The sequence below is a fragment of the Caldanaerobius fijiensis DSM 17918 genome, assembly GCF_900129075.1.
GTDB classification, from domain to species: Bacteria; Bacillota; Thermoanaerobacteria; order Thermoanaerobacterales; family Caldanaerobiaceae; genus Caldanaerobius; species Caldanaerobius fijiensis.
On sequence record NZ_FQVH01000019.1, the window covers coordinates 12945 to 35446 of the forward strand.

Below are 22502 nucleotides of genomic sequence, written 5' to 3' on the forward strand. Positions count from 1 at the left end.
CCGACGTGTTTTCCTCCAAACGATTTCACATTAAAAACACCAATAGTCCAGCGGATATGCTTATCTCTCATTATGCAACAAGATACCTTTTTACGACATTACTAAATGATTTGACTAATTATACGATAATCGTTATTTTTTTTGTTCAATTCTGAGTACATTCTATCAAAAGCAAAAAACGTTATCAATAGTCAAATTTCGTCGTTTTACGTCATATTCAGCTTTTTTTACGATATTTTTATATATTATCTCGCTATATCTCAATGTATCTCTAATTTTCTTGAATTTATATAATTTTTAAAATTATGTTCAGTAAAAAGAGATTTTTCTTTTCGGATTTTAACAAAAGGTACTGGCGTCGTTTGTAAAAAATAACTTTTAGGCTATCCATTATCTGCCGAGTTTAGAGAAAACAAAAAGCAAAGAGCTATTAAACCAATAGCCCTTTGCTTTTTTAGATGATCAGTTAGGCATCCATCCCTGGGTGACCATCATTAGCCAATTGTTGCCGAATCCAAAGTTGGTCTCTGCAATCCTTTCGATGTCCTCTGGGTCAGTGGGCAGCGGCATATCCCTGTTGTACTTCTGAATCTGGTCTTGCATTGGCCAACCCTTTGCCATCTTGGTGGTCTTCATGTTAAACCACGTACCTGTCACGTTCTGGAACCAGTCAAGACCAAAGGCGTTCTCGTTGGCTATCCATACCAAGTCGCTGGCTGCTTTCTTGACATCGTCTTCGCTCATGTAGAGCATCTCGTTCAAGACCTTGTCTACATCCACAGGCTTGCCATCAGGCCCTGGCAATACCATGTTGAGTTTGCCCTTGTTCGGGCCACTCTGTATCCTCGGGAAATTACCAGCATTGCTCGGGAAGCCCCAGTAGAAGTTAGACAGTGGCCACCATGGATAGTTGTAACCCCATGTAACGTCTATCCACTCTGCCGACATGTCATAGTCATGCTTGTCCTGTGCAGCAGCATAGTAGATAGATCAATCAACAGCTCTCAACTTCGTCGGCATACCGAACTTAGTAAGCTGCTCTGCACAGATCTCTGCCGCGTTGGCATTGGGAGCCCAACCAGCATTAGCACCTATAACGAAGTTGTACTGCTTGCCGTTCTTGTCTCTCCATATGCCGTCAGAACCTTTGCTCCAGCCTATCTCCTTCAGAAGCTCTTCTGCTTTGGCCGGATCATATGAGAACTTGGTCATCTTGTCTTTGACCTCGGGCAATACCCACTGATCAACAAAGGACTCTGGCATGCCCATTACAGAATAACCTATAGACTCTTTTCCGTAGTAGTTACCTACTTCCCTTATCTTTTTCTTGTCAAACGTGTATATCAAAGCTCTTCTGAACTTCACATCGTTGAAAGGTGGCTTCTGGATGTTGAAAACAAATCCCATAGATGCTGGGTCAAACATCCTGTAGTGTAACAGGTCCTTGTTTGCCGCCAGTATTGATTCTAATATATCCCTGGCCTGCGTACCGTCGAACCTGTCCAGCTGCCCTGCTTTGAGCATAGCATACTGACCTGATGGGTCAGGTACTTGCTTTGCATATACCTTATCAAAGGTTATCTTATCTGCGTTCCAGTAGTCAGGTCTCTTCTCAAGTATCATATCCGATGCTGTAACGTTAACAACCTTGTATGGTCCTGTGGCTATCGGATACTTCGGATTCTCTTTTAAGAAGTCCTGCCAGTTCTTGTCTAATGCGTTCCTTATATCCTGTGCCTTGTTAAAGTCGATACCAAAAGCTCCCCTCTTGTCAGGAGTATCAGCTTGTTTATCTATGGCCTGTTTTAAGAGCTGTGCTGCCTTATCTACATATTTGCCGTATATGTGGTAAGGAATCTGTCCCTGAGTTGCCTGAGCAATCAGGTAATCCTTAACCTTGTTGCTGGGCTGTGGATCGTTCCACACAAATACAACCGTATTGTCATCCGGCGTCTCTATGCTCTTCAAGAACTTGCATATAAACTCGCCGTTATTCAATGTGTAGTAAGCCTACACATCTTTGCTCGTAAACGGTTGTCCGTCATTCCAAGTGACGCCCTTTCTGATCTTTACAGTAGATTTATTTCCTTCATGTACAGGCATGTCTTCTGCCAGCCATGGGTAGATCTTATCGGTGGACCTTACAAACCTATAAAGCCCTTCAAACATCCATCCCCATGCTTCGCCTACGCCACCTGATGCAAACGGGTTGCCCTGGTATAGAGGCGGTTTCGGCCAACCACCAATTACTCTTACTATTTTCTGTTTATTGTATTTGGGACCTTCATTAGCGGTTTGAGTTGTCTTATTCCCTCCACTTGAAGTCCCAGTAGTCGTTGTATTATTGGACTTGCTGCATCCAGACAACAGTACGCCAACAATAAATAGAACAGCTAATCCAAGTGTTAGCGCTTTCTTAAACTTCACAAAATTCACCCCTCAAACCTTAATATAGTTTTTCCTCAGTAGTAGAAATAGATTAGAAATAACTTAAGTCAATATCCCCTACCTACCTTGCCACAATATCAAAACCTTCTCCTATCCCCCCTCTAAATTAATTGATTATATTTGCAACTCTCATAAATGAGAGGCAAATAACAACGTTATCATATTGCACAAGCTTAGACATGATTGATTCAAACGATTTCGCCATAAAATGCCATTAATTGCTTAACATGCACATTTCTACTTGTACGCAAGGTGATTTTTTTAATTCATAAAGGTTTTCATCAATTACACCATAATAGATACTCTCTTTTGTTCAACCTGAACACATTGTATCAAAGATAAAAGATGTTATCAATAGTCAAATTTCGCCGTTTTGAGTCATATTCGGCTTTTTTTATTATGTTTTCGTATATTATCTCTCTATTTTTCAATATCTCTCTGACTTTCTTGAATTTATAATAATTTTTAAGCGAAAATCTTGTGAAAACGGTTGCTTAAAGTAAAAAATGACTGTATTGCCCATAAAATCAGGACCGGCTATTGACACGTAACGCCCATATATGTATAATTGTCTTAATACATTTTATATTGTATTACATACAATTCTTATTGTGGAGGGAAATAATATGTCAGTAAGCAAAAATCTTAGCAGTATTTCTGAAAAAATTTCTGAAAGATATGAACTCAATAAAAATCTGGCTCAGATGTTAAAAGGCGGAGTAATTATGGATGTGACCACACCGGAACAGGCTGTAATTGCAGAAAAAGCAGGCGCTGTCGCTGTAATGGCCTTGGAACGAGTTCCTGCTGACATAAGAAAACACGGCGGTGTTGCCAGAATGTCAGATCCCAAAATCATCAAAGCTATAAAATCCGCTGTATCCATTCCCGTTATGGCCAAGGTACGAATAGGTCATTTCGTAGAAGCCCAAATATTAGAAGCCCTGGGTATAGACTTTATAGATGAAAGCGAGGTTTTGACACCGGCTGATGAGATGTACCACATAAACAAGTGGGATTTTAAGATACCCTTCGTCTGCGGCGCCAGAAACCTGGGAGAAGCCCTGAGGAGGATTGGCGAAGGCGCTTCCATGATAAGGACAAAAGGCGAAGCTGGTACTGGCAACGTAGTCGAAGCCGTAAGACACATGAGGACCATGATGTCAGAAATCAGGCGATTGCAAAACATGCGAGAAGACGAACTCATGGCAGCCGCCAAGGAACTGCAGGCACCTTTTGAACTGGTTAAATATGTAACCGAAAACGGAAGATTACCCGTCGTCAATTTTGCTGCCGGCGGAATTGCCACACCAGCCGATGCCGCTCTGATGATGCAGCTGGGAGCCGATGGCGTATTTGTAGGTTCAGGTATCTTTAAATCATCCAACCCTGAAAAGAGGGCTGCTGCCATCGTAAAGGCCACAACCTATTATAATGACCCTAAAATACTGGCAGAAGTATCCGAGGATCTGGGCGAGGCTATGGAAGGAATAGAGATAAGTAAAATCGAAAAAGAAAACCTCTATGCAGAACGAGGCTGGTAATAGATGGTGGCTGCAGAATTTACTAAAAACGAAGGTGTTCTTAATATAGGGGTCCTGGCTGTCCAGGGCTCCGTGGTTGAGCACGTAAATATGCTAAAAAAAATAGATGGCGTCAAACCCATTGAAGTAAAGATACCCGAACAACTGTATCACATAGATGGACTCATATTGCCTGGTGGCGAAAGCACTGCCATCGGAAAATTAATAGAAGATTATGGATTAAATAATATTATTGTAGAAAGGGCAAAAAAAGGCATGCCCATCTGGGGAACCTGTGCAGGCATGATACTCATGGCCAAAAAAATAACCGGCCAGAATAAAACCTATTTAAACCTCATGGATATTGTGGTAAAAAGAAATGCTTACGGTAGCCAGCTGGACAGTTTTGCGACCCATGAGGTTATACCTGCTGTATCCGATAAGCCGTTAAAAATGGTGTTTATCAGGGCGCCTTACGTAGAAGACATAGCAGATACAGTAGAAATACTGGCAAAAGTGGATGGACATATCGTTGCCGTAAAACAGGATAACCTTATAGCAACATCATTTCACCCTGAACTCACTGATGACACTTCTTTTCACAGGTATTTTATAAAAATAGTCAGGGAATCGATTAATTAAATCGATTCCCTGACTATATCTGTAAATACGCCTAAAAGCGTAAATATTGTCAATCCTCAATATGCTCAATCTTCAATCTCCGGTATTCTTTTGATCCGCGGATCATAAAAGATATCATTTTCATCAGTACTGTGGGTGGAAAATTCTGATATCACTGCGCCCTCCTCACCTGCCTGAAACCAGTGCCATGTATTGGGATACAGCGTATACTGCTCTCCAGGATTTAACTGGATCTCATGCCATACCGTATAATAGGCCTCGCTGCCCTCAGGAGGTTTACACGCCGGATGAGGTGTAGGTTCTCCTTCCACATATAAATACACCTTTCCCCAACGACATCTAAAGGTTTCTTCCTTACCGGGTGTACCATTTACCGGTGGATGTCTGTGCTGCGGACAAGTTTGATGGGGCAAAAGCACCATTTCTTTAGCGCACACCCTGTCAGTATTAACATATACTACCAGTTGTAAGCCTGTCTTCTCAATATCGTTTAAGCCGAAATCCGCCACTTCTATGTTGGCTTTTTCTTCATCCGTTAACACGATGTGGGCTTTTTCATAATACTCCAGTGCCTTAGCCCTGTATTGCTCTACAGTCTCTTTTTTCAATTTGCATTCTCCCCCTCTTATATTATCGTCTTATATTATCATGCTTTTTTATAAAATAAATCTATGGCCCTTTGATGCGCCATATTTTCAATCCTGTCATCTAATGGCGTCAACTCGTAAACCCCATGGCGGGCTAACGCCAAAGAAATCAACCTATCGGTCAGGCAGGGATTTTTGGGAAGCAGTGGACCGTGTATATACGTTCCAAAAACATTTTTATAAACAGCCCCTTCATAGCCATCAGAGCCATTATTGCCATTTCCCACCAGAACTTTACCCAGCGGCCGTACCTTTTCTCCTAAATAGGTTCTACCGGAATGATTTTCAAAGCCTACAACCATATCTCCAGAATCCATCTGTATTACTATATTCCCTACCAATCGCTCTTTCCCGCTCTCTGTATATATATCTAAAAGTCCTATACCAGGAATTTCAGTGCCATTTTGTGCCTTGTAGTAATTGCCTAATAGCTGATACGAACCACATACAGCCAGAATAACAACGCCGTTTTCTGCAGCATCCCTGAGGGAGCTGGCCTTGACGTTCAAGAGGTCATCTGACATGAGGTTTTGCTCTCTATCCTGCCCGCCGCCCATAAATATTATATCATAATCATTGAAATCCACTTCCTCACCAATGCCGATCTTATCGATACGTAAATCTATGCCCCTCCATTGACACCGCTTTTGTATTGCTATGACATTTCCCCTATCGCCGTAAAGGTTCATGAGATCAGGATATAAATAACACAACTTAAGCAAATTCTTACCCCTCCCAAAAGGGCTTTACATAACCGGATTTTTCCAGTATTCCCCTTAATTCCAGCATACACGTATAAGTTGGCAGTACAAAAAGCACACCGCCTTCAGGCACTTTTGCTATGGCTTCCCTTATGGCATCGCCCATGTCGTTTATCGTGGTTATTTCATCAACTATCCCTGCATATTTGAGCCTTAGTGTCAACTCCTGGGCTCTTATGCCCGTTGTAATGATACCTTTCAAATCTTCCATACGCGCTATCTCTTCAAAATCCACATCCCATATCCAGGACACATCGGTACCGTCTGCATATTTATCATTTAAAGCCATTAAAATGTATTTATCGCCTTTAAGGGAAGAAATGGTGTTTATAACTTGATTATATCCAGCAGGATTTTTGACCAAAAAGAACATAACTTTTTTACCATCAACATCAATTATCTCGCCGCGGCCAAAAGATGATTTGTTTTGAGCCAATCCCTCTTTTATCACCTCTGGCTTTATATCAAATGCGCGGGCAACTGTTATAGCCGCCAGTGCATTATATATATTATAAACTCCTACCAGAGGTACATACACATCATAATACTCATTAAAACACTTTACAATCAAATGAGAGCCGTTTAAATCCCTATCAATAAGCTTAGACAATGATACATCCGGCTCAGGTCTGCTGCGACCGCACCTTGGACACCTGTATTCACCCAGGTGGGAATACACATATCTTATATATATATATTCTGCACCGCAATTATCACATATTTGAACATCGAGATCTTCTCTTTCGCCTTCTGTAACACTCACGTCATTAACGCCAAAATACACTGTATTGTTTCGATCTCTTCCCAAACTGGCCACTCTGGGATCGTCAGCGTTTAGTATGATTTTGCAATCAGGAGACAGCTTGTTCAAACCCTTCTCGATAAGCCTTAACGTCTTATCGATCTCAGTGTATCTGTCTAACTGGTCTCTAAAAATATTCGTTACGACCACTGCATCTGGCTTAACCTCTTTACAGGCCACGGGCATCGTCGCTTCATCTACTTCCAAAAGCAGTAAATCCCCTTTTGCTTTACCTGAAATACTGCAACCATCCAGAATAGCTGTAGTTAACCCTGATACGAGGTTTGCCCCGCTAATATTGTTTATGACAATATCGCCGTTTCTTTCAAAAATGCTTTTTATCATCCTGCTCGTAGTGGTCTTTCCATTGGTCCCTGTCACAAAAACACTGCCTTTTTTGAATTTTTTAGTAATTTTTTCCAATAGTTCAGGCTCTATTTTTCTCGCTATTTTTCCTGGTAAACTCGTACCTCCGTGCCCTATAAACCTTAAAAATTTTTGAATTAGTTTTCCTGATATAATAGCCAATATGAGTCTTAAATCCAATGGATTCACATCTCCATACGATTATAGTTACTGTAAAATATAATAACATAAAACAGATAAATGTCAATGCAAAAAAAAAGACCTCTAAAGGTCTTCTTTTGAAAAGCAGTTACCTTATTTTATTATAAACATAAATCAAAGCTTTTATTCATCATCCTCACAATATTTATCCAGTATTTCCCATAAGTCCGCGTACATCTTTTTCATGTTAATCGGCCTCATGTTTTTATCTGTAAACGCCAGCTTTACATAGCCTTCAGCCAGTAGTTCCTCTCCATCCAATATTTCGTATTGGAATTTTATGCTGGCAGCTCTAAGCTCTGTTATTTTTGTGTTTATCGTCAACAACTGGTCATACAGCGCCGGCTTAATATAGCGACAGTGGTTTTCCACTACAGGCATAAAAATACCTTTTTTTTCTAAGAGACTATATGGTATGTTTATGTCCCTCATGTATTCAGTTCGTCCCACTTCAAACCAAATAAAATAATTAACATTGTAAGCGACTCCCATCTGATCCGTTTCTGCATACCTTACCCTTACTTTAGTCGTATGCATCGGGGGTCACCTCTCAACAACATGAACTTTTATGAGGTTGGTGGTACCACTCTGATCAACAGGAACCCCAGCGGTAATTACAACTACATCTCCTTCTTTTACAAATCCTGAAGCCAGCGCCGTTTTTACCGCCTCTTCAATCATCTCATCAGTCGAACTCACTGCCTTTGTGATTACAGGATATACGCCCCACACCAGCGACAGCTGCCTCATGACAACGGGGTCATATGTCACAGCGATTATAGGAGCATTTGGCCTGTATTTTGAGACCATTCTGGCAGTAAGCCCGGATTTGGTAGCTGTTATCACTGCAGTAGCGCCTAAATCCTGAGCGGTGGTACAGGTAGCATGGCTAATGGCATCTGTAACTGTTGAATGATAACAGCGTTTTTCTCTCAATAACTTTTCATAGTCAATGGCATCTTCGGTCCGCGCTGCTATTCGCGCCATCATTTTTAGCGATTCAATAGGGTATTTACCGGCAGCAGTTTCTCCTGACAGCATTATGGCATCAGTGCCGTCAAATATGGCATTAGCCACATCGGTTACCTCCGCACGGGTTGGCCTCGGGTTGCGAATCATGGAATCAAGCATCTGGGTCGCCGTTATAACGATTTTACCAGCTTCATTGCACTTTTTTATAATGCTCTTTTGAACTATAGGTACCTCTTCTGCCGCAATTTCCACGCCCAGATCTCCCCTTGCGACCATGATGCCATCTGACACCTCTATGATCTCGTCGATATTTTCGACGCCCTCTCTTGTCTCGATTTTGGATATGATCTTTATATGAGATCCTCCATTTGCGCGCAAGAGCTCCCTTATCTCGCGGACATCAGACGCCTTCCTGATAAACGACGCCGCTATAAAGTCAACACCTTTTTCGATGCCAAATATTATATCGCTTATATCCTTTTCTGTTATCGCCGGCAGGTTGACCTTTACTCCCGGCACATTTACACCTTTGTTATCGCCCAATATACCGCCGTTTTCTACAAAACACTTTATTTTATTGCCGCTGACATCCAGAACCTTTAAGGCTATAAGACCATCGTCTATGAGGATCGCATCTCCTCTTTTAACATCCTGAGGTAATCCCTGATACGTTATACTGCATATCTCATTGTTTCCCAGGATCTCATCGGTCGTCAGTATAAACTCCTGGCCTTCTGCCAGTTCTACACTGCCACCCTGTACTTTGCCCGTCCTTATTTCAGGGCCTTTGGTATCAAGCATAATGCCTACTGCAGCCGATTCCATTTCACGGACTGACTTGATCATGTCAATAACTTTGCCATGCTCTTCATGAGTACCGTGGGAAAAATTAAGTCGTGCCACATTAAGCCCATAGCCCAATAACAACCTAAAAATTTCGGGATCGCTACTTGCTGGTCCTATAGTGCATATAATCTTAGTTTTTCGCATCATCTTCACCCTGTCAAATAGATAAGATCTTGGTCAAATTATATAGCTCCATATCTATGGTCTTTTTCATATTAAGGGCCTCATCAATGTCCACATCGCATAACACACCATTTCTGATACCTATAACCCTATTGGTAGCGCCCTGCATCAAAAGCTCCACAGCTCTTGCACCCATCCTGCTGGCCAACAGTCTATCAAAAGCCGTAGGACTTCCACCCCTCTGGATATGCCCCAGAACACTCGTCCTGATATCCAGCGTAGGCATCTTCTCTTTTATCATTTTGGCAAAATTCTCTGCACGGCCAACGCCCTCAGCTAAAATGATTATATGGTGCAGCTTACCCCTCTTTATGCCGTAATTGATCTTGTCCACTATTTCATCGATATCGTAATCGACCTCAGGTAATATCACCGACTCGGCACCGCCAGTAAGGCCTGCATACAACGCTATATAACCTGCATTTCTTCCCATAACCTCGATTATGCTCGTCCTCTCGTGAGACGACATGGTGTCCCTTATCTTGTTTATGGCATCCAGGACCGTATTTACAGCAGTATCAAAACCAATAGTATAGTCGGTACAGGCTATATCGTTATCGATTGTTCCCGGAAGACCAATAGTGTTTATCCCGTATTTGCTCAAATCCCTGGCTCCTCTGTATGAGCCGTCACCGCCTATGACTACAAGCCCATCCATTTTGTGTTTCCTGGCTACCTCTGCCGCTTTTTTTAATCCCTCTTCTGTTTTAAACTCCTCGCATCTGGCCGTCCTCAATATGGTACCGCCTCTTTGAAGGATATCCGCAACAGACGAGGCATCCAGTTCTTTAATTTCATCGTGTATAAGTCCATTATAACCCCTATATATTCCCAGCACCTTGAGCCCATGGTATATCCCTGTACGAACCACCGCTCTTATGGCGGCATTCATCCCGGGAGCATCTCCACCGCTGGTTAAAACACCTATAGTCTTTACCATATGTAAACCTCCTAACAATAATTATACGTTATAAGCATGTTATGAGCGTCCTCAGCTTCTGCCTCCGGCACCAGTACTTCATAAATGCCATTTTTCTTTTTGCTCAAAGGCCGGATTTTCACCAAAAAACCTTCTTGTGTAAGTTTATCCTTAATTTTATTTGCCGCATTTTCATCAGAAGCCACGTAAATAACGGTCCACATGAAACCGCCTCCTAAACTCATAACATCTCCAATTATTAATTTTAATCCTTTTTATCTGGTTTTGCAATAAACAAACTTAGCACAATCTTTTCCTATAGCATCTTCTAGAAGGTTCAAAAGATCTGTATCCATTTGCACCCATAGTGCTCGCTCTGCCATCAACATCTTTTTATTTTTTTCTGAATAGATAAACACCGGTATATTTCCTCTAAACCGTCCAAGTATATCTTTTATCTTGCTTAATTTAGTAAAATCCGGAACTTTAATGTAAAGCTTGTCAATATTCTTACCATTGTTCATGTAATCAGTCAGCAAATTTATATCTTCGCAAATAACCTTAGGGGTTTCTTCTTCTCTTAAACTCACCCTGCCATTTATAAGCACGATATTATCCTGCACGATGATGTCCTTTTTTCGCTCATACACATTAGGGAACACGATCACCTCCAGAGACCCATAAAGGTCCTCTACGGTGATAAACGCCATCATGTTGCTGGCTTTGGTTATCTTGACTTTCACTTCTGTAATCATTCCACCCAGGGTGACCATCTGGTTATCCTTTAAGGTTTCCTTGCTGTATATTTGATCGTCTTCCAGGTTCTGTTGCACAAAATCCCTGCTGTCAACGTTACACAGCTTTTTTATTTCTTCCTCATATTCCGATAGAGGATGTCCGCTCACATATACCCCTAAAACCTCTTTTTCCATCGCCAATAAGCTTTTCTTAGGGAACTCCGGGATCTGCGGCAGCTCTTCTTCTTTCGGTATTACGTCTGCTTCCTCAAAGGACATATCGAAAAGGGATATCTGCCCTTTTGCATTTCGCTTCCAATTATTAGCGCGCGCATCGATTAATTTTTCGTATACCGCCAGGTACTGAGACCTCTTTCCTCCCAGAGAATCAAAAGCTCCGCCTTTGATGAGGCTCTCAATAGCCCTCTTGTTCAATTCGCTCCATTCAATCCTGTTTATAAAATCCGACAGGCTGACAAATCTGCCTTTTTCTTCCCTTGCTTTTATAATAGCATCTATTAAACCATGTCCTACGTTTTTTATAGCCAAAAGCCCAAAACGGATTTTATTCCCTGACACTGAAAACTTGCCCACACTTTCATTGATATCCGGTGGAAGTATCTCTATACCCATCTTTCTACACGTCTGAATATAGAAAGCAACTTTATCGGCGTTATCCATAACGCTGGTCAAAAGCGACGCCATATATTCAACAGGGTAATAGCATTTTAAGTACGCAGTTTGATAAGCTACTACAGCATATGCCGCTGCATGGGCTTTATTAAATGCATACTTTGCAAAATCCACCATCTCATCAAAGATTTTATTGGCCGTTACCTCGTCAACACCGTTTCTCACGGCGCCAGGAACCAGAACATTTCCATGTTCATCGGTAATTCCATACACGAAGTTTTGCCTTTCTTTCTGCATCACATCCATTTTTTTCTTTCCCATGGCCCGCCTCACCAGATCAGCCCTGCCAAGAGAATAACCTCCAAGCTTTCTGACCACCTGCATGACCTGCTCCTGGTATATAAGACAGCCATAGGTTACATTTAATATGTCTTCAAGTAGAGGATGGGCATAGGTTATAAGCGCAGGGTTGCGCTTGTTTCTTATGTAATTGGGTATCTGGTCCATAGGACCGGGCCTGTACAGGGAAATTCCCGCGATAATATCTTCGAGATTGTCGGGTTTCAATTCAGTCATAAACTGCGTCATCCCTGCACTCTCCAGCTGGAACACCCCTTCGGTATTTCCCTCACTTATAAGCCTGTAGACATTTTTATCGTCGTAATTTAATTTGTCAAGATCAATGACCTTACCCGTCCTTTCCCGAACCATCTCCACCGTATCTTTTATCACCGAAAGGGTTCTTAACCCTAAAAAATCAATCTTTAGAAGTCCCATCTCTTCCAGTGTAGTCATGGGAAATTGCGTCGTCACCACATCCTCATTTTTCTGCAGCGGAACTATATCCATAAGTGGAAGCTTCGAGATGAGGACACCTGCAGCATGAGTAGAGGCATGCCTTGGAAGTCCTTCCAATTTTCTTGCCGTATCTATGAGATTTTTAACTTTTGCATTGGTATCGTATAATTGTTTTAACTCTGAATTCAATTCCAAAGCCCGGTCTATAGTCATGCCAAGTTCGAAAGGTATCTTTTTGGCAATCTGATCCACCTCGGCATAGGGAATGTTTAGAGCTCTCCCCACATCCCTTATGGCAGCCCTGGCCGCCATGGTACCAAAGGTTATAATCTGAGCTACGTGATCGGCTCCGTATTTATTTACGACGTAATCAATGACCTCTCCTCTTCTCTCGTACTCAAAATCCGTATCGATGTCAGGCATACTGATCCTTTCAGGATTTAAAAACCTTTCAAACACCAGACCGTATTTTATAGGATCTATCTTGGTAATGCCAAGGCAATAAGCTACCAGGCTGCCAGCGCCCGAACCCCTTCCGGGCCCTGTGAGGATACCCCTCTCTCTGGCATACCTTATAAAATCCCATACCACCAAAAAATAATCCACATAGCCCATATCGTTGATGATCTTAAGCTCGTAATCCAGCCTCTGTTTGAGCTCATGGGTTATCTCTTTATACCTATCCGCAAGACCTTTCACACAAAGCTCTCTGAGATACTGATAATTGGTCATCCCATCTGGAACCTTAAATTCAGGCAGGAACACCTTGCCAAATTCAAATTCCACATCACACTGTTCGGCTATCTTAACGGTATTGGTTATTGCTTCAGGTACACTGGCAAAAAGGTTATACATCTCCTCAGGTGATTTTAAGTAGTACTGATCGCTCTCAAATCTCATCCTGTCCACATCGTCCACGGTCTTACCCGTCTGTATACATAAGAGTATATCCTGCGCTTCTGCATCTTCTCTGTTGGTATAATGTACATCATTGGTAGCCACCAGCGGTATACCGGTTTCTGCTGCTAATTGCAAAATAAGCTTATTTACCTCTTTTTGTTCTGCCATACCGGCATCCTGAAGTTCTAAGTAAAAATCACCGTTAAAAACCTCCCTATAGAAAATGGCCAGATCCCTTGCCCCTTCGTAATCCCCTGCCATAAGCCTTGAAGGTATCTCCCCGGCAAGGCACGACGAAAGGGCAATTATACCTTCTGAATAGGTCTGTAAAAGTTCGTGATCAACCCTCGGCTTATAATAATAGCCTTCTAAAAACCCCAGTGACACCAGTTTTACCATATTTTTGTAACCAGTCATATTTTTCGCCAGAAGTATAAGGTGGTATATCTCTTGATCCAGCCTGGAATCCCGATCAAATCTGCTCCTCGCTGCAACATAGACCTCACAGCCGATAATAGGTTTGATTCCTTCTTCAATGCACTTTTTGTAAAAATCCATGACGCCGTACATGACCCCGTGGTCTGTTATCGCCAGCGCCTTCATATTTAACTCTTTTGCCCTGCGAACAATCTCGGATATGCGGGAAGCCCCATCCAAAAGGCTGTATTCGGTGTGGACGTGAAGGTGCACGAAATCCATGATATCACCCCTTACACCTCATAAGTATCCACAATAAATACTGATAGGTGTTCCATTAGGTCTATTTCTTCATAATCCCCATTTTGTTCATCTTTTATGATCCTTACAACCGGCCTGTTTTGCATTTCCGGATTGTTTCGTACAACTATGGCTTTCTGGCCTGTATTCAGCACAACTCCAGAACCTACAGGATAAAGGGCAATAAATTTTAAAAAGATCTTTACCAGGTCATAATCAAACTGGCTCATGGCCATAGACTTAAGGTACTCAACCGCGTCAGGTATTTTCATCTTGCTTCGATAAACTCTATCAGAGGTAAGGGCATCGTAAACATCGCATATAGCCGTTATTCTTGCTAATTGATGAATATTATCGCCTTTAAGCCCAAATGGATAGCCTTTGCCATCAGGCCTCTCATGATGACACAAGGCAATATAGCAAGAATAGCCCGATATATTCCCGTTTTCTTTCAACATCTGATATCCATATATGGTATGGCGCTTGATTTCATCGAATTCATCTTTTGTCAACTTCCCCGGCTTTTTCAGTATGGAGTCAGGGATACATACCTTTCCTATATCGTGCAGAAGGGTGCCTGTCCCTAATTCCCTCAATTTCATCCTATCATATCCCAGTGCTATGCCCATCATCAGCGAGAGCACACTAACATTGACACAATGTCCAAAGGTATATTCATCCTTCGTCCTTATATCCTGAAGGTTGACAAGCATTTCATGGCTATCCAGTAATTCGTCGATGATGGAGTCCACTATTTCTCTGGCTTTTTGCACATCCACGTGCCTGTTTACGCTTATTTGCTTCATAGTCGATTTGACAAATGCCCTGGCTTTTTCCCTCGTTTCATCTGATATAACATCTTTTATCACTATGCCCTGTGAAATATTGTCCTCAATATAAATGCCTGAGATACCTAACTCTTTCAACCTACCTATGTATGAATCAGTAAGCACCACGTCCTTATTTAACAGCATCTGCCCTTCTGCATTGTACACCGCTTTAGCAACAACCATTCCTGGTTTTAAATTATATATACTTATAAATCTCATACGTATCTCCCTGCTCTAAACAAAAAATTAAGGGCTTTATCACCCTATAACTTCATCTGACGTTTCTGTACTCACCAGCTCAGCTAATGTCTCAACAGCTTTTATCTCATCAGGCCCATTGGCCATAATCGTTATAGTAGCGCCTCTAGATACACCCAGAGACATAATACCCATTATACTTTTTGCGTTGACCTTTTTCTCGTCTTTTTGAATCCATATAGAAGAGCTGAAATTCCCTGCCACCTGTACAAACAGCGCTGCAGGCCTTGCGTGTAAACCTGTTTTATTTTTCACAACTACCGTCTTTTTGTACAATGTACACATCTCCCCTCTGTTTCTTTATTTTCATGGCAATCTCCTCTATCCTCTTTAAGCGATGATTTACACCTGACTTTCCCAATGGAGGAGTCAATAACTGTCCCAGTTCCTTTAAACTCAAGTCTCGGTTTTCGAGGCGCATAATAGCCACTTCGTAAAGATCCGGCGGTAAACTTTTAAGCCCTATGGTATTTTCAATATACCGAATATTATCAATCTGCTTTAATGCAGCATTTACTGTTTTGCTCAGGTTGGCTGTTTCACAATTTACTATCCTGTTTACATTATTCCTGACTTCTTTAAAAACCCTGACATTTTCAAAGTCCAATAATGCCTTGTGTGCACCAATCAAATTCAGGAAATCAACTATCTGCTCTCCCTCTTTTAAGTATACTATATAATTATTTTTTCGCGCAATGATTTTTGCTTTAAGTTCAAAAAACCTTAACAATTCTCCAAGGCTGAAAGCGTATTCCTCGTTCTGGACCACCATCTCCATATGGTAACCTTTCTCGGGGTCATTTAAAGAACCACACCCGAGAAAGGCTCCCCTCAAATAAGCTCTTTTCCTCTTTTCGTCATCCACAATACCATCGACTATCTTATTGTTGATGATCCAGCTACCATCTTCTGCTATAAGTATTATACCACATTCCGTCATGATTTTAAAAGCATTTTCACCTTCCACTGTTATAAAGTACAAATTGTGTTTCGTAAGTTGCCTGTTCCGCTTTATACATACCTCCTGCTTAAAACCAAATACATCTTTTATAAGCATATACACTTTTTTTATTATCGCGGCATTTTCCGAGGATATCCTTGCAGCAATTCCTTTCATGCCGTGTATCTCTATTGAACCACATGTGTGCATCAGCGCCGATAACTCTGCCAGTTTACCTGATCTGTCTCCTTCATATATCCTTGCTAATTCTTCTTTTACCTCGTGGGAAAATGACAACTTCTACACTCCTTTATCTTTGTGAGAAGACTTATACTCTTCCCACTCCTTTTTCTCTTTAGAATTTATCCACTTGCCGTACTCTTCGGATTTCAGCCATTTAAGGTATTGTTGATACTCCCTCCACTCCTGATATTCCCTAGAATTTTTCCAGAATTTGAATTCCTCCAGCATGGTCCATTTCTTAAAGTCTTGAAACTCCAGCCATTTATATAAATTGATGTTTCTGCCGTAGAGATTATCATAAATCTTATAGTATTCATAGTCTCTACCGTACTTTTGTAAAGTCAACACAATCATCTCCCCTTAAAATCAAGGTTTACTACATTATATGATGATTGTGTTTAAAAGTACTATTGCTATCCCTGGACCATGTGGTGGATTTCTGCATGAGGCTTAGGATTTGTGCTATTAGACCATTTGCCACATTTATCGCCCCAGCGCGCTACAACCACATCATTCTGTATAAATTCAACCACCTCGCACATATTGGGACATCCGTCACAGTCAAATCCATTGGTCTTATAGGAAAATTCCGTAACCTTAAACCCTTTAAAATTGGTGGATTTATTTTTGACAGCATCTTTAGCAAGCAATGCAGCCCCTATAGCTCCCATGACGCCATGGTATTCAGGTACTATAACCTTTTTCCCTAGAGCCCTTTCAAATGCAGCTTTTATCCCCTTATTAGCAGCAACCCCACCCTGAAATAAAATAGGCTCCTGTATGTCTTTGCCCTTACCAACATTGTTGAGATAATTTCTTACCAGAGCCTCGCAAAGGCCGTTTATAATGTCAGGAAGGCTATACCCCAATTGTTGCTTGTGTATCATATCAGACTCGGCAAAAACTGTACATCTTCCCGCTATTCTCACGGTTTCTCTGGCTTTTAAAGCCATATCGCCGAACTCTTCTATAGGAATATTCAACCGATGCGCCTGCTGATCTAAAAAAGACCCAGTTCCAGCCGCACATACTGTATTCATAGCAAAATCCGTCACAATACCATCCCGTAAAATTATGATCTTTGAATCCTGTCCGCCTATCTCGAAAATGGTCCTGACATCAGGTCTGATATGAGTGGCTGCAACAGCATGGGCTGTTATCTCATTTTTCACTATATCTGCACCAATAATGAGGCTCGCAAGCTTTCTACCGCTACCAGTAGTACCAGCGCCTGCTATTTCCACATCCTTAGGCATATCGCGCTTGAGCAGTTCCATTCCATTTTGTACAGCTCTTATAGGCTGCCCCTGTGTCCTTATGTATACGCTGGTAATCACATCTCCCTTTTCATCTATAAGTGCAAGATCCGTGCTTACAGAACCTACATCAATTCCAAGATAAGCCTTCATTTACCAATGCCTCCTTAGCATCCCGTTTCTTTTGTAAAAGGTCAATAAAAGCTTCCAACCTCGTTTGATAACCTGCAGTTCCGGTATTTTCATCGTAGCTTAAAGACATAATGGGTACATTTAAATCCTTGCTTATCCTCTGAAGTATACCCTGCGCCACTATCTCAGGTGTACAAGTAAAAGGAAAAATGTGTATAATGCCATCGCACTGGCGGGCATATTTTATGGTATTTCCAATAGAATTTACACCGTGGCCACCTATATGCCTCTTCAAATACGGCCTTGCATATTTTTTGATCCTGTTAAACCTCCATGTAAAAATACTGGAAAGCAGATACTCGCTTAAATACTCTGTCTTTATCACCTCAACCCCCAGCTCATTGAGTGCCCTATAAATATCCTGGCTGGGATATGGCTCGAGGAGGAAATATATCTCTCCAACTATCACGATTTTAAGCGGTTTTACCCCTTTATTTTCTTCAGCCGCTTTTAATTCCCTGAGGCCTTCTTTCGTCACCCTTTTTATGTCCCTTACAGTATCGGCCCTGTCCAATTTTTGAATATATCTCTCATATATATGAGTGATCTCGCCTCTCTTCCTCTCATGGGCTCTTGATATAAGCAACTGCTTCTCCAGTTTATCCGATGCCACAATTTTCCTAAAAGCCAGGTTGAGGCCGTGGATCACATTTTTAACAGAAGCTTTTGGGAAAAGCGGTGCTAAATCCCGCAAAAAGCCTACAAAATCTCTATCCGGTGGATCCACAACTACCATTTTCACATCATAGCCAAGGTCTTTAAGAATTTCCTTCTGAACCTGACCGTAATAGCCAAAACGACAGGGGCCCACCCCACCTAACATGACAATTGCTTCTGCACCTTGCTCTATGGCCTCAATATAATTGCCCATATTTATTTTAAGTGGCAAACAAGCCAGCTCGGGTGAGTTCTGCACACCTATATTGAGGGTTTTCTTTGTTATGGGCGGCGGCACTATCACCTCTGCCCCTAGATGTTCAAAAAGGCATTTGAGCGCAATACTTAAGCTCCCCATGTGCGGAAACGTGATCTTCATCGCCCCACCGCCTCCTTCAACCTCAACAGGTCAACAAAAGCCTCTAATCTCGTCTGCAAACCCGCTTCTCCCGATTGCTCATCTATTGTAAGGCACAGGAGCGGAAGGGTATTTCTCCTCTTATACTCCCTTTCTATGATCTCCTTTATAAGGGAATCGGGCCCGCACCCAAACGCCGTCACCAGAATAACGCCATCTACGTTCTGCTCATCGAGAAAATAAAGCCCTGAACCAAGAAGTTGTCTGCCATAAGTCCAGAACATGTCTTTTTTTATGTGGGATGCACCTTGTGCAATCTGTTTTTCCGTAAGCATGTCTGCTGTAATCACCTGGCAGTCCATATCATTTAGTTTTTCTATAATAGACATGTTTATGTACTCATCGTAAATATCATAAGAATGACCAATAAGCCCTATTTTCATACCATATTGCTTTTTCTCAGGGCTTACATGGGCTCCAAACAGGATCCGGAGGGCATCATTGGCAGTCATTTCTTTAAGAAGCCTCTCGTACTCACCTTGAACCCTATCTGCTTTTTCTCGAGCCTCTTTTATCTGGCGTATATTTCTGGTAAAAATCCTTCCAAACCTCATAATCTCTCTATCAAAGGCTCTTTCTCCTTTATAATGGTTTATTTCCAGTTCTATAATAGGTGGTATATCATCAAGCATGGCTTTAACAAGGTCAGGCAAACCTAAAAATTTAGCGCAAAGATATCTATTTTTCTCTACGCTAACTATACGGGGTATGAATATATAGTCAACGCCTTTATCTTTTAAATCAAGTATGTGTCCGAACATCACCTTTACAGGCAGGCACGCCTCATCCACGCTATTTTTTACCCCAGCATCCAGTATGGCCTTATTGGTCTTGGAAGAAACTACTACCTCGTTTCCCAGCGTCTCTAAAAATACTTTCCACCACGGAAAAAAATTATAGTACAATAAAGCCCTGGGTATACCGATAACCATCAAAACACCTCCTACACTATCTTTTGCATAAATGCATCTACAACGTATTTCTATATATTATAAATATTATAACCAAATTCAAGTATTTTTATCAACAAAATTTCATTTTAAGATATCCCTGTGCTCTACAAATGCCGCATAATCATTTTTTCTCAAGTACTCATATAACTCATTGGCAATAGTCACCGACCTGTGTTTGCCACCGGTACAACCAATTGCTATAACCAGCTGGGTCTTACCCTCTTTTACGTAGTACGGAATCAAAAACTGCAGCATATCATATAACTTAGCTAAGAACTCCTTGGTAACAGGAAAGCTTAAAACGTAATCCCTGACAGGGGCATCGTTTCCAGTCATCTCTTTTAACTCATCCACGTAAAAGGGATTGGGCAAAAATCTTACGTCAAACACCAGATCGGCATCCAGCGGTATACCCGATTTATAGCCAAAAGATATCACAGTTATTACAAGACCTTTAAACTTTCGTCCTTCCAAAAAAATATTGGCCAGCTGCTCTCTTAACTGTGAAATAGTGAGATTCGACGTATCGATAATTGCTGTAGCCTTATTTCTAATAGACTCCAGCCTTTTTCTTTCATCCTGTATAGCTGCGATAATCCGTCCATCCTGGGCCAGTGGGTGCTTTCGCCTGCTCTCTTTATACCTTTTTATCAACACACTATCGCTGGCCTCTAAAAAAAGTATCTCGTATTGATAGTTCATCTTTTGAAGATATTCGAGGCTTGAAGTGAGATCGTCAAAAAACTGTCCACCCCTTAAATCGATAACCAGTGCTACTTTATCGATCTTTTTAGATTCTGTAAACAGCTCGGACAACTTGGGAATCAAGGACGGAGGCAAATTATCTATACAAAAGTAACCCATGTCCTCCATGGCCTTGACAGCCTGACTGCGTCCTGCTCCGGACAAACCTGTTATTATTACATATCTCATGTGGATCTCCCCTTTTTACCTTATAACCCCAGCGTTTATGATATCTGATGAACTCAATCCCGCTTTTTGTGCAATTCTTAAGCCTCTGCCAAAATCCCCCACCCTTTCAGGATCATGAGCATCACTATTAATGCAAAACCTGGCGCCTTCTTCTTTCGCAATTTTTATGTATTCCTCTGTCATATAGCCATGACCAGCATTTATTTCCAATGCCGTATTGTGCCTTGCTGCCGCTTTTGCCAGCACCCGGGTATCTACCTCCGCTTTCATCCCCGGATGGGTAATGATGTCGATAGGGTATTTCTCAATGGCGTTAACATACGCTATCGTGTTGTATTTTCTGGAATAACGCCGTAAAAAAGGCAAATACCTAGCCAGAAGGTTCAGCAGGTTTAAGTATATAAAATCTTTAAAACTTTTTGGCAGCGCACCAGCATGAAACCCCACCAGAAGGATGTCCAGTTTATCTTCCAATTCATACGGCAAATCAATACTGCCGTCCAGACCTATTATATTGCATTCTACCCCCATGAGCACCTCAACATCCTGAATGTTTTTATTTATCTCATCAATTTCACGCCTTATCTCACTAAAATCTCTTTTCCTGATCCCATACAACAGGTGTGCAGGGCCATGATCCGCTATAGCCACCCTCTTTAACCCCTTCTTCTTAGCCGCCAGTACATTGTCCATTATAGTACCTTTACCATGGCTGTATAGCGTATGGGTATGATAGTCAGCGATTATCCTGAATTCACTCTCCAACAATCTTCACCTCAGGTTCAAGCTGTACGCCAAATTTTTCGTATACGGTCGCTTTTATGTGCTCAATAAGTTTCAACACATCATCAGCGGTGGCATTGCCAAGATTGACGATAAAGCCTGCATGTTTTTCAGATACCTGAGCATCGCCGATCCTATAACCCTTCAAGCCAGCATCCTCTATGAGTTTGCCTGCATAATAACCTGCAGGTCTTTTAAATACGCTGCCTGCGCTGGGCTGTGACAGCGGTTGCTTGGCCTGTCTCCTTTGAGTAAAGTCATCCATCAACGCCTTTATATCGCCATATTTGCCTTTATTCAATTTGAGCTTTACGCTCAATACGACTTTACCACTTCCTTGCAAGACCGTTTCCCTGTATCCAAAATTCATTTTCTCTTTTGTAAACATCTCCGTATTGCCATCCTCATTTAGGACCATGCAATTTACAAAAATGTCCTTTATCTCATAGCCATATGCACCGGCATTCATCACCACCGCTCCCCCCAGAGTTCCAGGAATACCTGACAGCCCTTCCATACCGGACAATTCATGTTTCAGCGCTATCCTGGACAGCTTTGAGAGCAATATGCCAGCGCCTGCCTCTATGCAATCTTCTTCCACACTGACATCTGAGAAATTGTCGGATATCTTTACAACAACACCTCTTATGCCTTTATCTTTTACCAGTAGGTTGGTCCCATTGCCCATCACAAAATAAGGCGTACCCGTCTTTTTACACCAGACAAGTACCTCTTTTAGTTCTTCAACATTTCTTGGCAAAGCCAGATAATCAGCTTTTCCTCCAATTTTAAAAGACGTATGTTTGCTCATCAATTCATCTTTTAGCACCATAGTAATATCTTCCAGATTTTTTGCCATATAGCTTCCCTTCTACAATATTATCCTGCCCTTATTATATCATATTAAAGTATTTTATTAAAATTTTAATTTTGCCTCTGCAGTA

General features: G+C 41.6%; 21 protein-coding genes and 1 pseudogene. 2 read left to right on the forward strand and 20 right to left on the reverse strand.

The features are described from left to right. Positions 1-462 precede the first annotated feature (462 nt). Positions 463-948 carry a hypothetical protein gene (locus BUB87_RS08555; protein WP_073344123.1) on the reverse strand — a complete coding sequence of 162 codons (486 nt, stop codon included), beginning with the start codon at positions 946-948 and terminating at the stop codon, positions 463-465. A gap of 42 nt (positions 949-990) precedes the next feature. Continuing rightward, positions 991-2169: pseudogene (locus BUB87_RS08560) on the reverse strand (ABC transporter substrate-binding protein). A 944-nt stretch (positions 2170-3113) separates the two neighbouring features. Between BUB87_RS08560 and pdxS the strand changes: the two are divergent. Both pdxS and pdxT read left to right on the forward strand, forming a co-directional pair. Continuing rightward, a complete protein-coding gene (gene pdxS, locus BUB87_RS08570) occupies positions 3114-3992 on the forward strand; it encodes a pyridoxal 5'-phosphate synthase lyase subunit PdxS (RefSeq protein ID WP_073344224.1) in 879 nt (292 codons plus the stop codon). Positions 3993-3995: 3 nt separating this feature from the next. Next, a complete protein-coding gene (gene pdxT, locus BUB87_RS08575; protein WP_073344132.1) occupies positions 3996-4613 on the forward strand; it encodes a pyridoxal 5'-phosphate synthase glutaminase subunit PdxT in 618 nt (205 codons plus the stop codon). A 65-nt stretch (positions 4614-4678) separates the two neighbouring features. Here pdxT and BUB87_RS08580 read toward each other — a convergent pair whose 3' ends face one another. The 18 genes from BUB87_RS08580 to murB form a co-directional block, all read right to left on the reverse strand. Further along, positions 4679-5221: a D-lyxose/D-mannose family sugar isomerase gene (locus BUB87_RS08580; protein ID WP_073344135.1), complete on the reverse strand. Its 543-nt coding sequence runs from the start codon at positions 5219-5221 to the stop codon at positions 4679-4681. A 38-nt stretch (positions 5222-5259) separates the two neighbouring features. Further along, positions 5260-5982 (reverse strand): type 1 glutamine amidotransferase, encoded by a 723-nt coding sequence (locus BUB87_RS08585; protein ID WP_073344138.1) that lies wholly within the window; start codon positions 5980-5982, stop codon positions 5260-5262. Positions 5983-5986: 4 nt separating this feature from the next. Then, positions 5987-7369 (reverse strand): Mur ligase family protein, encoded by a 1383-nt coding sequence (locus tag BUB87_RS08590; protein WP_073344140.1) that lies wholly within the window; start codon positions 7367-7369, stop codon positions 5987-5989. A 144-nt stretch (positions 7370-7513) separates the two neighbouring features. Beyond that, a complete protein-coding gene (locus tag BUB87_RS08595) occupies positions 7514-7927 on the reverse strand; it encodes an acyl-CoA thioesterase (protein WP_073344143.1) in 414 nt (137 codons plus the stop codon). A gap of 6 nt (positions 7928-7933) precedes the next feature. Then, the gene (pyk, locus tag BUB87_RS08600) at positions 7934-9352 is read right to left on the reverse strand and encodes a pyruvate kinase (RefSeq protein ID WP_073344146.1); all 1419 of its coding nucleotides are present in this window, start codon (positions 9350-9352) and stop codon (positions 7934-7936) included. Positions 9353-9365: 13 nt separating this feature from the next. Beyond that, entirely contained in the window at positions 9366-10331 is a 966-nt protein-coding gene (gene pfkA, locus BUB87_RS08605) for a 6-phosphofructokinase (RefSeq protein WP_073344149.1), read from the reverse strand. A gap of 11 nt (positions 10332-10342) precedes the next feature. Further along, positions 10343-10534 carry an SPOR domain-containing protein gene (locus tag BUB87_RS08610; RefSeq protein WP_073344152.1) on the reverse strand — a complete coding sequence of 64 codons (192 nt, stop codon included), beginning with the start codon at positions 10532-10534 and terminating at the stop codon, positions 10343-10345. A gap of 51 nt (positions 10535-10585) precedes the next feature. After that, positions 10586-14077 (reverse strand): DNA polymerase III subunit alpha, encoded by a 3492-nt coding sequence (locus BUB87_RS08615; RefSeq protein WP_073344155.1) that lies wholly within the window; start codon positions 14075-14077, stop codon positions 10586-10588. 11 nt (positions 14078-14088) lie between these two features. Then, positions 14089-15144 carry an HD-GYP domain-containing protein gene (locus tag BUB87_RS08620; protein ID WP_073344158.1) on the reverse strand — a complete coding sequence of 352 codons (1056 nt, stop codon included), beginning with the start codon at positions 15142-15144 and terminating at the stop codon, positions 14089-14091. 39 nt (positions 15145-15183) lie between these two features. After that, a complete protein-coding gene (locus tag BUB87_RS08625; protein WP_073344161.1) occupies positions 15184-15459 on the reverse strand; it encodes an HPr family phosphocarrier protein in 276 nt (91 codons plus the stop codon). Beyond that, a complete protein-coding gene (whiA, locus tag BUB87_RS08630) occupies positions 15428-16420 on the reverse strand; it encodes a DNA-binding protein WhiA (RefSeq protein ID WP_073344164.1) in 993 nt (330 codons plus the stop codon). Before whiA ends, BUB87_RS08625 begins: the two co-directional genes overlap by 32 nt. Before the next feature lie 3 nt (positions 16421-16423). Beyond that, entirely contained in the window at positions 16424-16714 is a 291-nt protein-coding gene (locus BUB87_RS08635) for a hypothetical protein (RefSeq protein WP_073344167.1), read from the reverse strand. 65 nt (positions 16715-16779) lie between these two features. Next, positions 16780-17775 (reverse strand): acyl-CoA dehydratase activase, encoded by a 996-nt coding sequence (locus BUB87_RS08640; protein WP_073344170.1) that lies wholly within the window; start codon positions 17773-17775, stop codon positions 16780-16782. Then, a complete protein-coding gene (locus BUB87_RS08645; RefSeq protein ID WP_073344173.1) occupies positions 17753-18850 on the reverse strand; it encodes a 2-hydroxyacyl-CoA dehydratase in 1098 nt (365 codons plus the stop codon). The genes BUB87_RS08640 and BUB87_RS08645 overlap by 23 nt, the downstream gene beginning before the upstream one ends. Beyond that, complete coding sequence (locus tag BUB87_RS08650) at positions 18847-19821, reverse strand: acyl-CoA dehydratase activase-related protein (protein WP_073344176.1); 975 nt, start codon at positions 19819-19821, stop codon at positions 18847-18849. Before BUB87_RS08650 ends, BUB87_RS08645 begins: the two co-directional genes overlap by 4 nt. Positions 19822-19923: 102 nt before the next feature. Beyond that, complete coding sequence (gene rapZ, locus BUB87_RS08655) at positions 19924-20775, reverse strand: RNase adapter RapZ (RefSeq protein WP_073344179.1); 852 nt, start codon at positions 20773-20775, stop codon at positions 19924-19926. 15 nt (positions 20776-20790) lie between these two features. After that, on the reverse strand, positions 20791-21540 hold the full coding sequence (locus BUB87_RS08660) for a PHP domain-containing protein (RefSeq protein WP_073344182.1): 750 nt from the start codon (positions 21538-21540) through the stop codon (positions 20791-20793). Further along, a complete protein-coding gene (gene murB / locus BUB87_RS08665) occupies positions 21530-22417 on the reverse strand; it encodes a UDP-N-acetylmuramate dehydrogenase (RefSeq protein ID WP_073344185.1) in 888 nt (295 codons plus the stop codon). Before murB ends, BUB87_RS08660 begins: the two co-directional genes overlap by 11 nt. Positions 22418-22502 lie beyond the last annotated feature (85 nt).

What these genes read in the sequence shown, in the direction of transcription:
- BUB87_RS08595 (WP_073344143.1), bottom strand. Translation starts at nt 7,927, where the DNA reads ATGCATACGACTAAAGTAAGGGTAAGGTATGCAGAAACGGATCAGATG.
- BUB87_RS08615 (WP_073344155.1), bottom strand. Translation starts at nt 14,077, where the DNA reads ATGGATTTCGTGCACCTTCACGTCCACACCGAATACAGCCTTTTGGAT.
- murB (WP_073344185.1), bottom strand. Translation starts at nt 22,417, where the DNA reads ATGGCAAAAAATCTGGAAGATATTACTATGGTGCTAAAAGATGAATTG.
- BUB87_RS08650 (WP_073344176.1), bottom strand. Translation starts at nt 19,821, where the DNA reads ATGGTTATCGGTATACCCAGGGCTTTATTGTACTATAATTTTTTTCCG.
- pdxT (WP_073344132.1), top strand. Translation starts at nt 3,996, where the DNA reads ATGGTGGCTGCAGAATTTACTAAAAACGAAGGTGTTCTTAATATAGGG.
- pfkA (WP_073344149.1), bottom strand. Translation starts at nt 10,331, where the DNA reads ATGGTAAAGACTATAGGTGTTTTAACCAGCGGTGGAGATGCTCCCGGG.
- BUB87_RS08620 (WP_073344158.1), bottom strand. Translation starts at nt 15,144, where the DNA reads ATGAGATTTATAAGTATATATAATTTAAAACCAGGAATGGTTGTTGCT.
- BUB87_RS08555 (WP_073344123.1), bottom strand. Translation starts at nt 948, where the DNA reads ATGTCGGCAGAGTGGATAGACGTTACATGGGGTTACAACTATCCATGG.
- pyk (WP_073344146.1), bottom strand. Translation starts at nt 9,352, where the DNA reads ATGCGAAAAACTAAGATTATATGCACTATAGGACCAGCAAGTAGCGAT.
- BUB87_RS08645 (WP_073344173.1), bottom strand. Translation starts at nt 18,850, where the DNA reads ATGAAGATCACGTTTCCGCACATGGGGAGCTTAAGTATTGCGCTCAAA.
- BUB87_RS08610 (WP_073344152.1), bottom strand. Translation starts at nt 10,534, where the DNA reads ATGTGGACCGTTATTTACGTGGCTTCTGATGAAAATGCGGCAAATAAA.
- rapZ (WP_073344179.1), bottom strand. Translation starts at nt 20,775, where the DNA reads ATGAGATATGTAATAATAACAGGTTTGTCCGGAGCAGGACGCAGTCAG.
- BUB87_RS08640 (WP_073344170.1), bottom strand. Translation starts at nt 17,775, where the DNA reads ATGAAGGCTTATCTTGGAATTGATGTAGGTTCTGTAAGCACGGATCTT.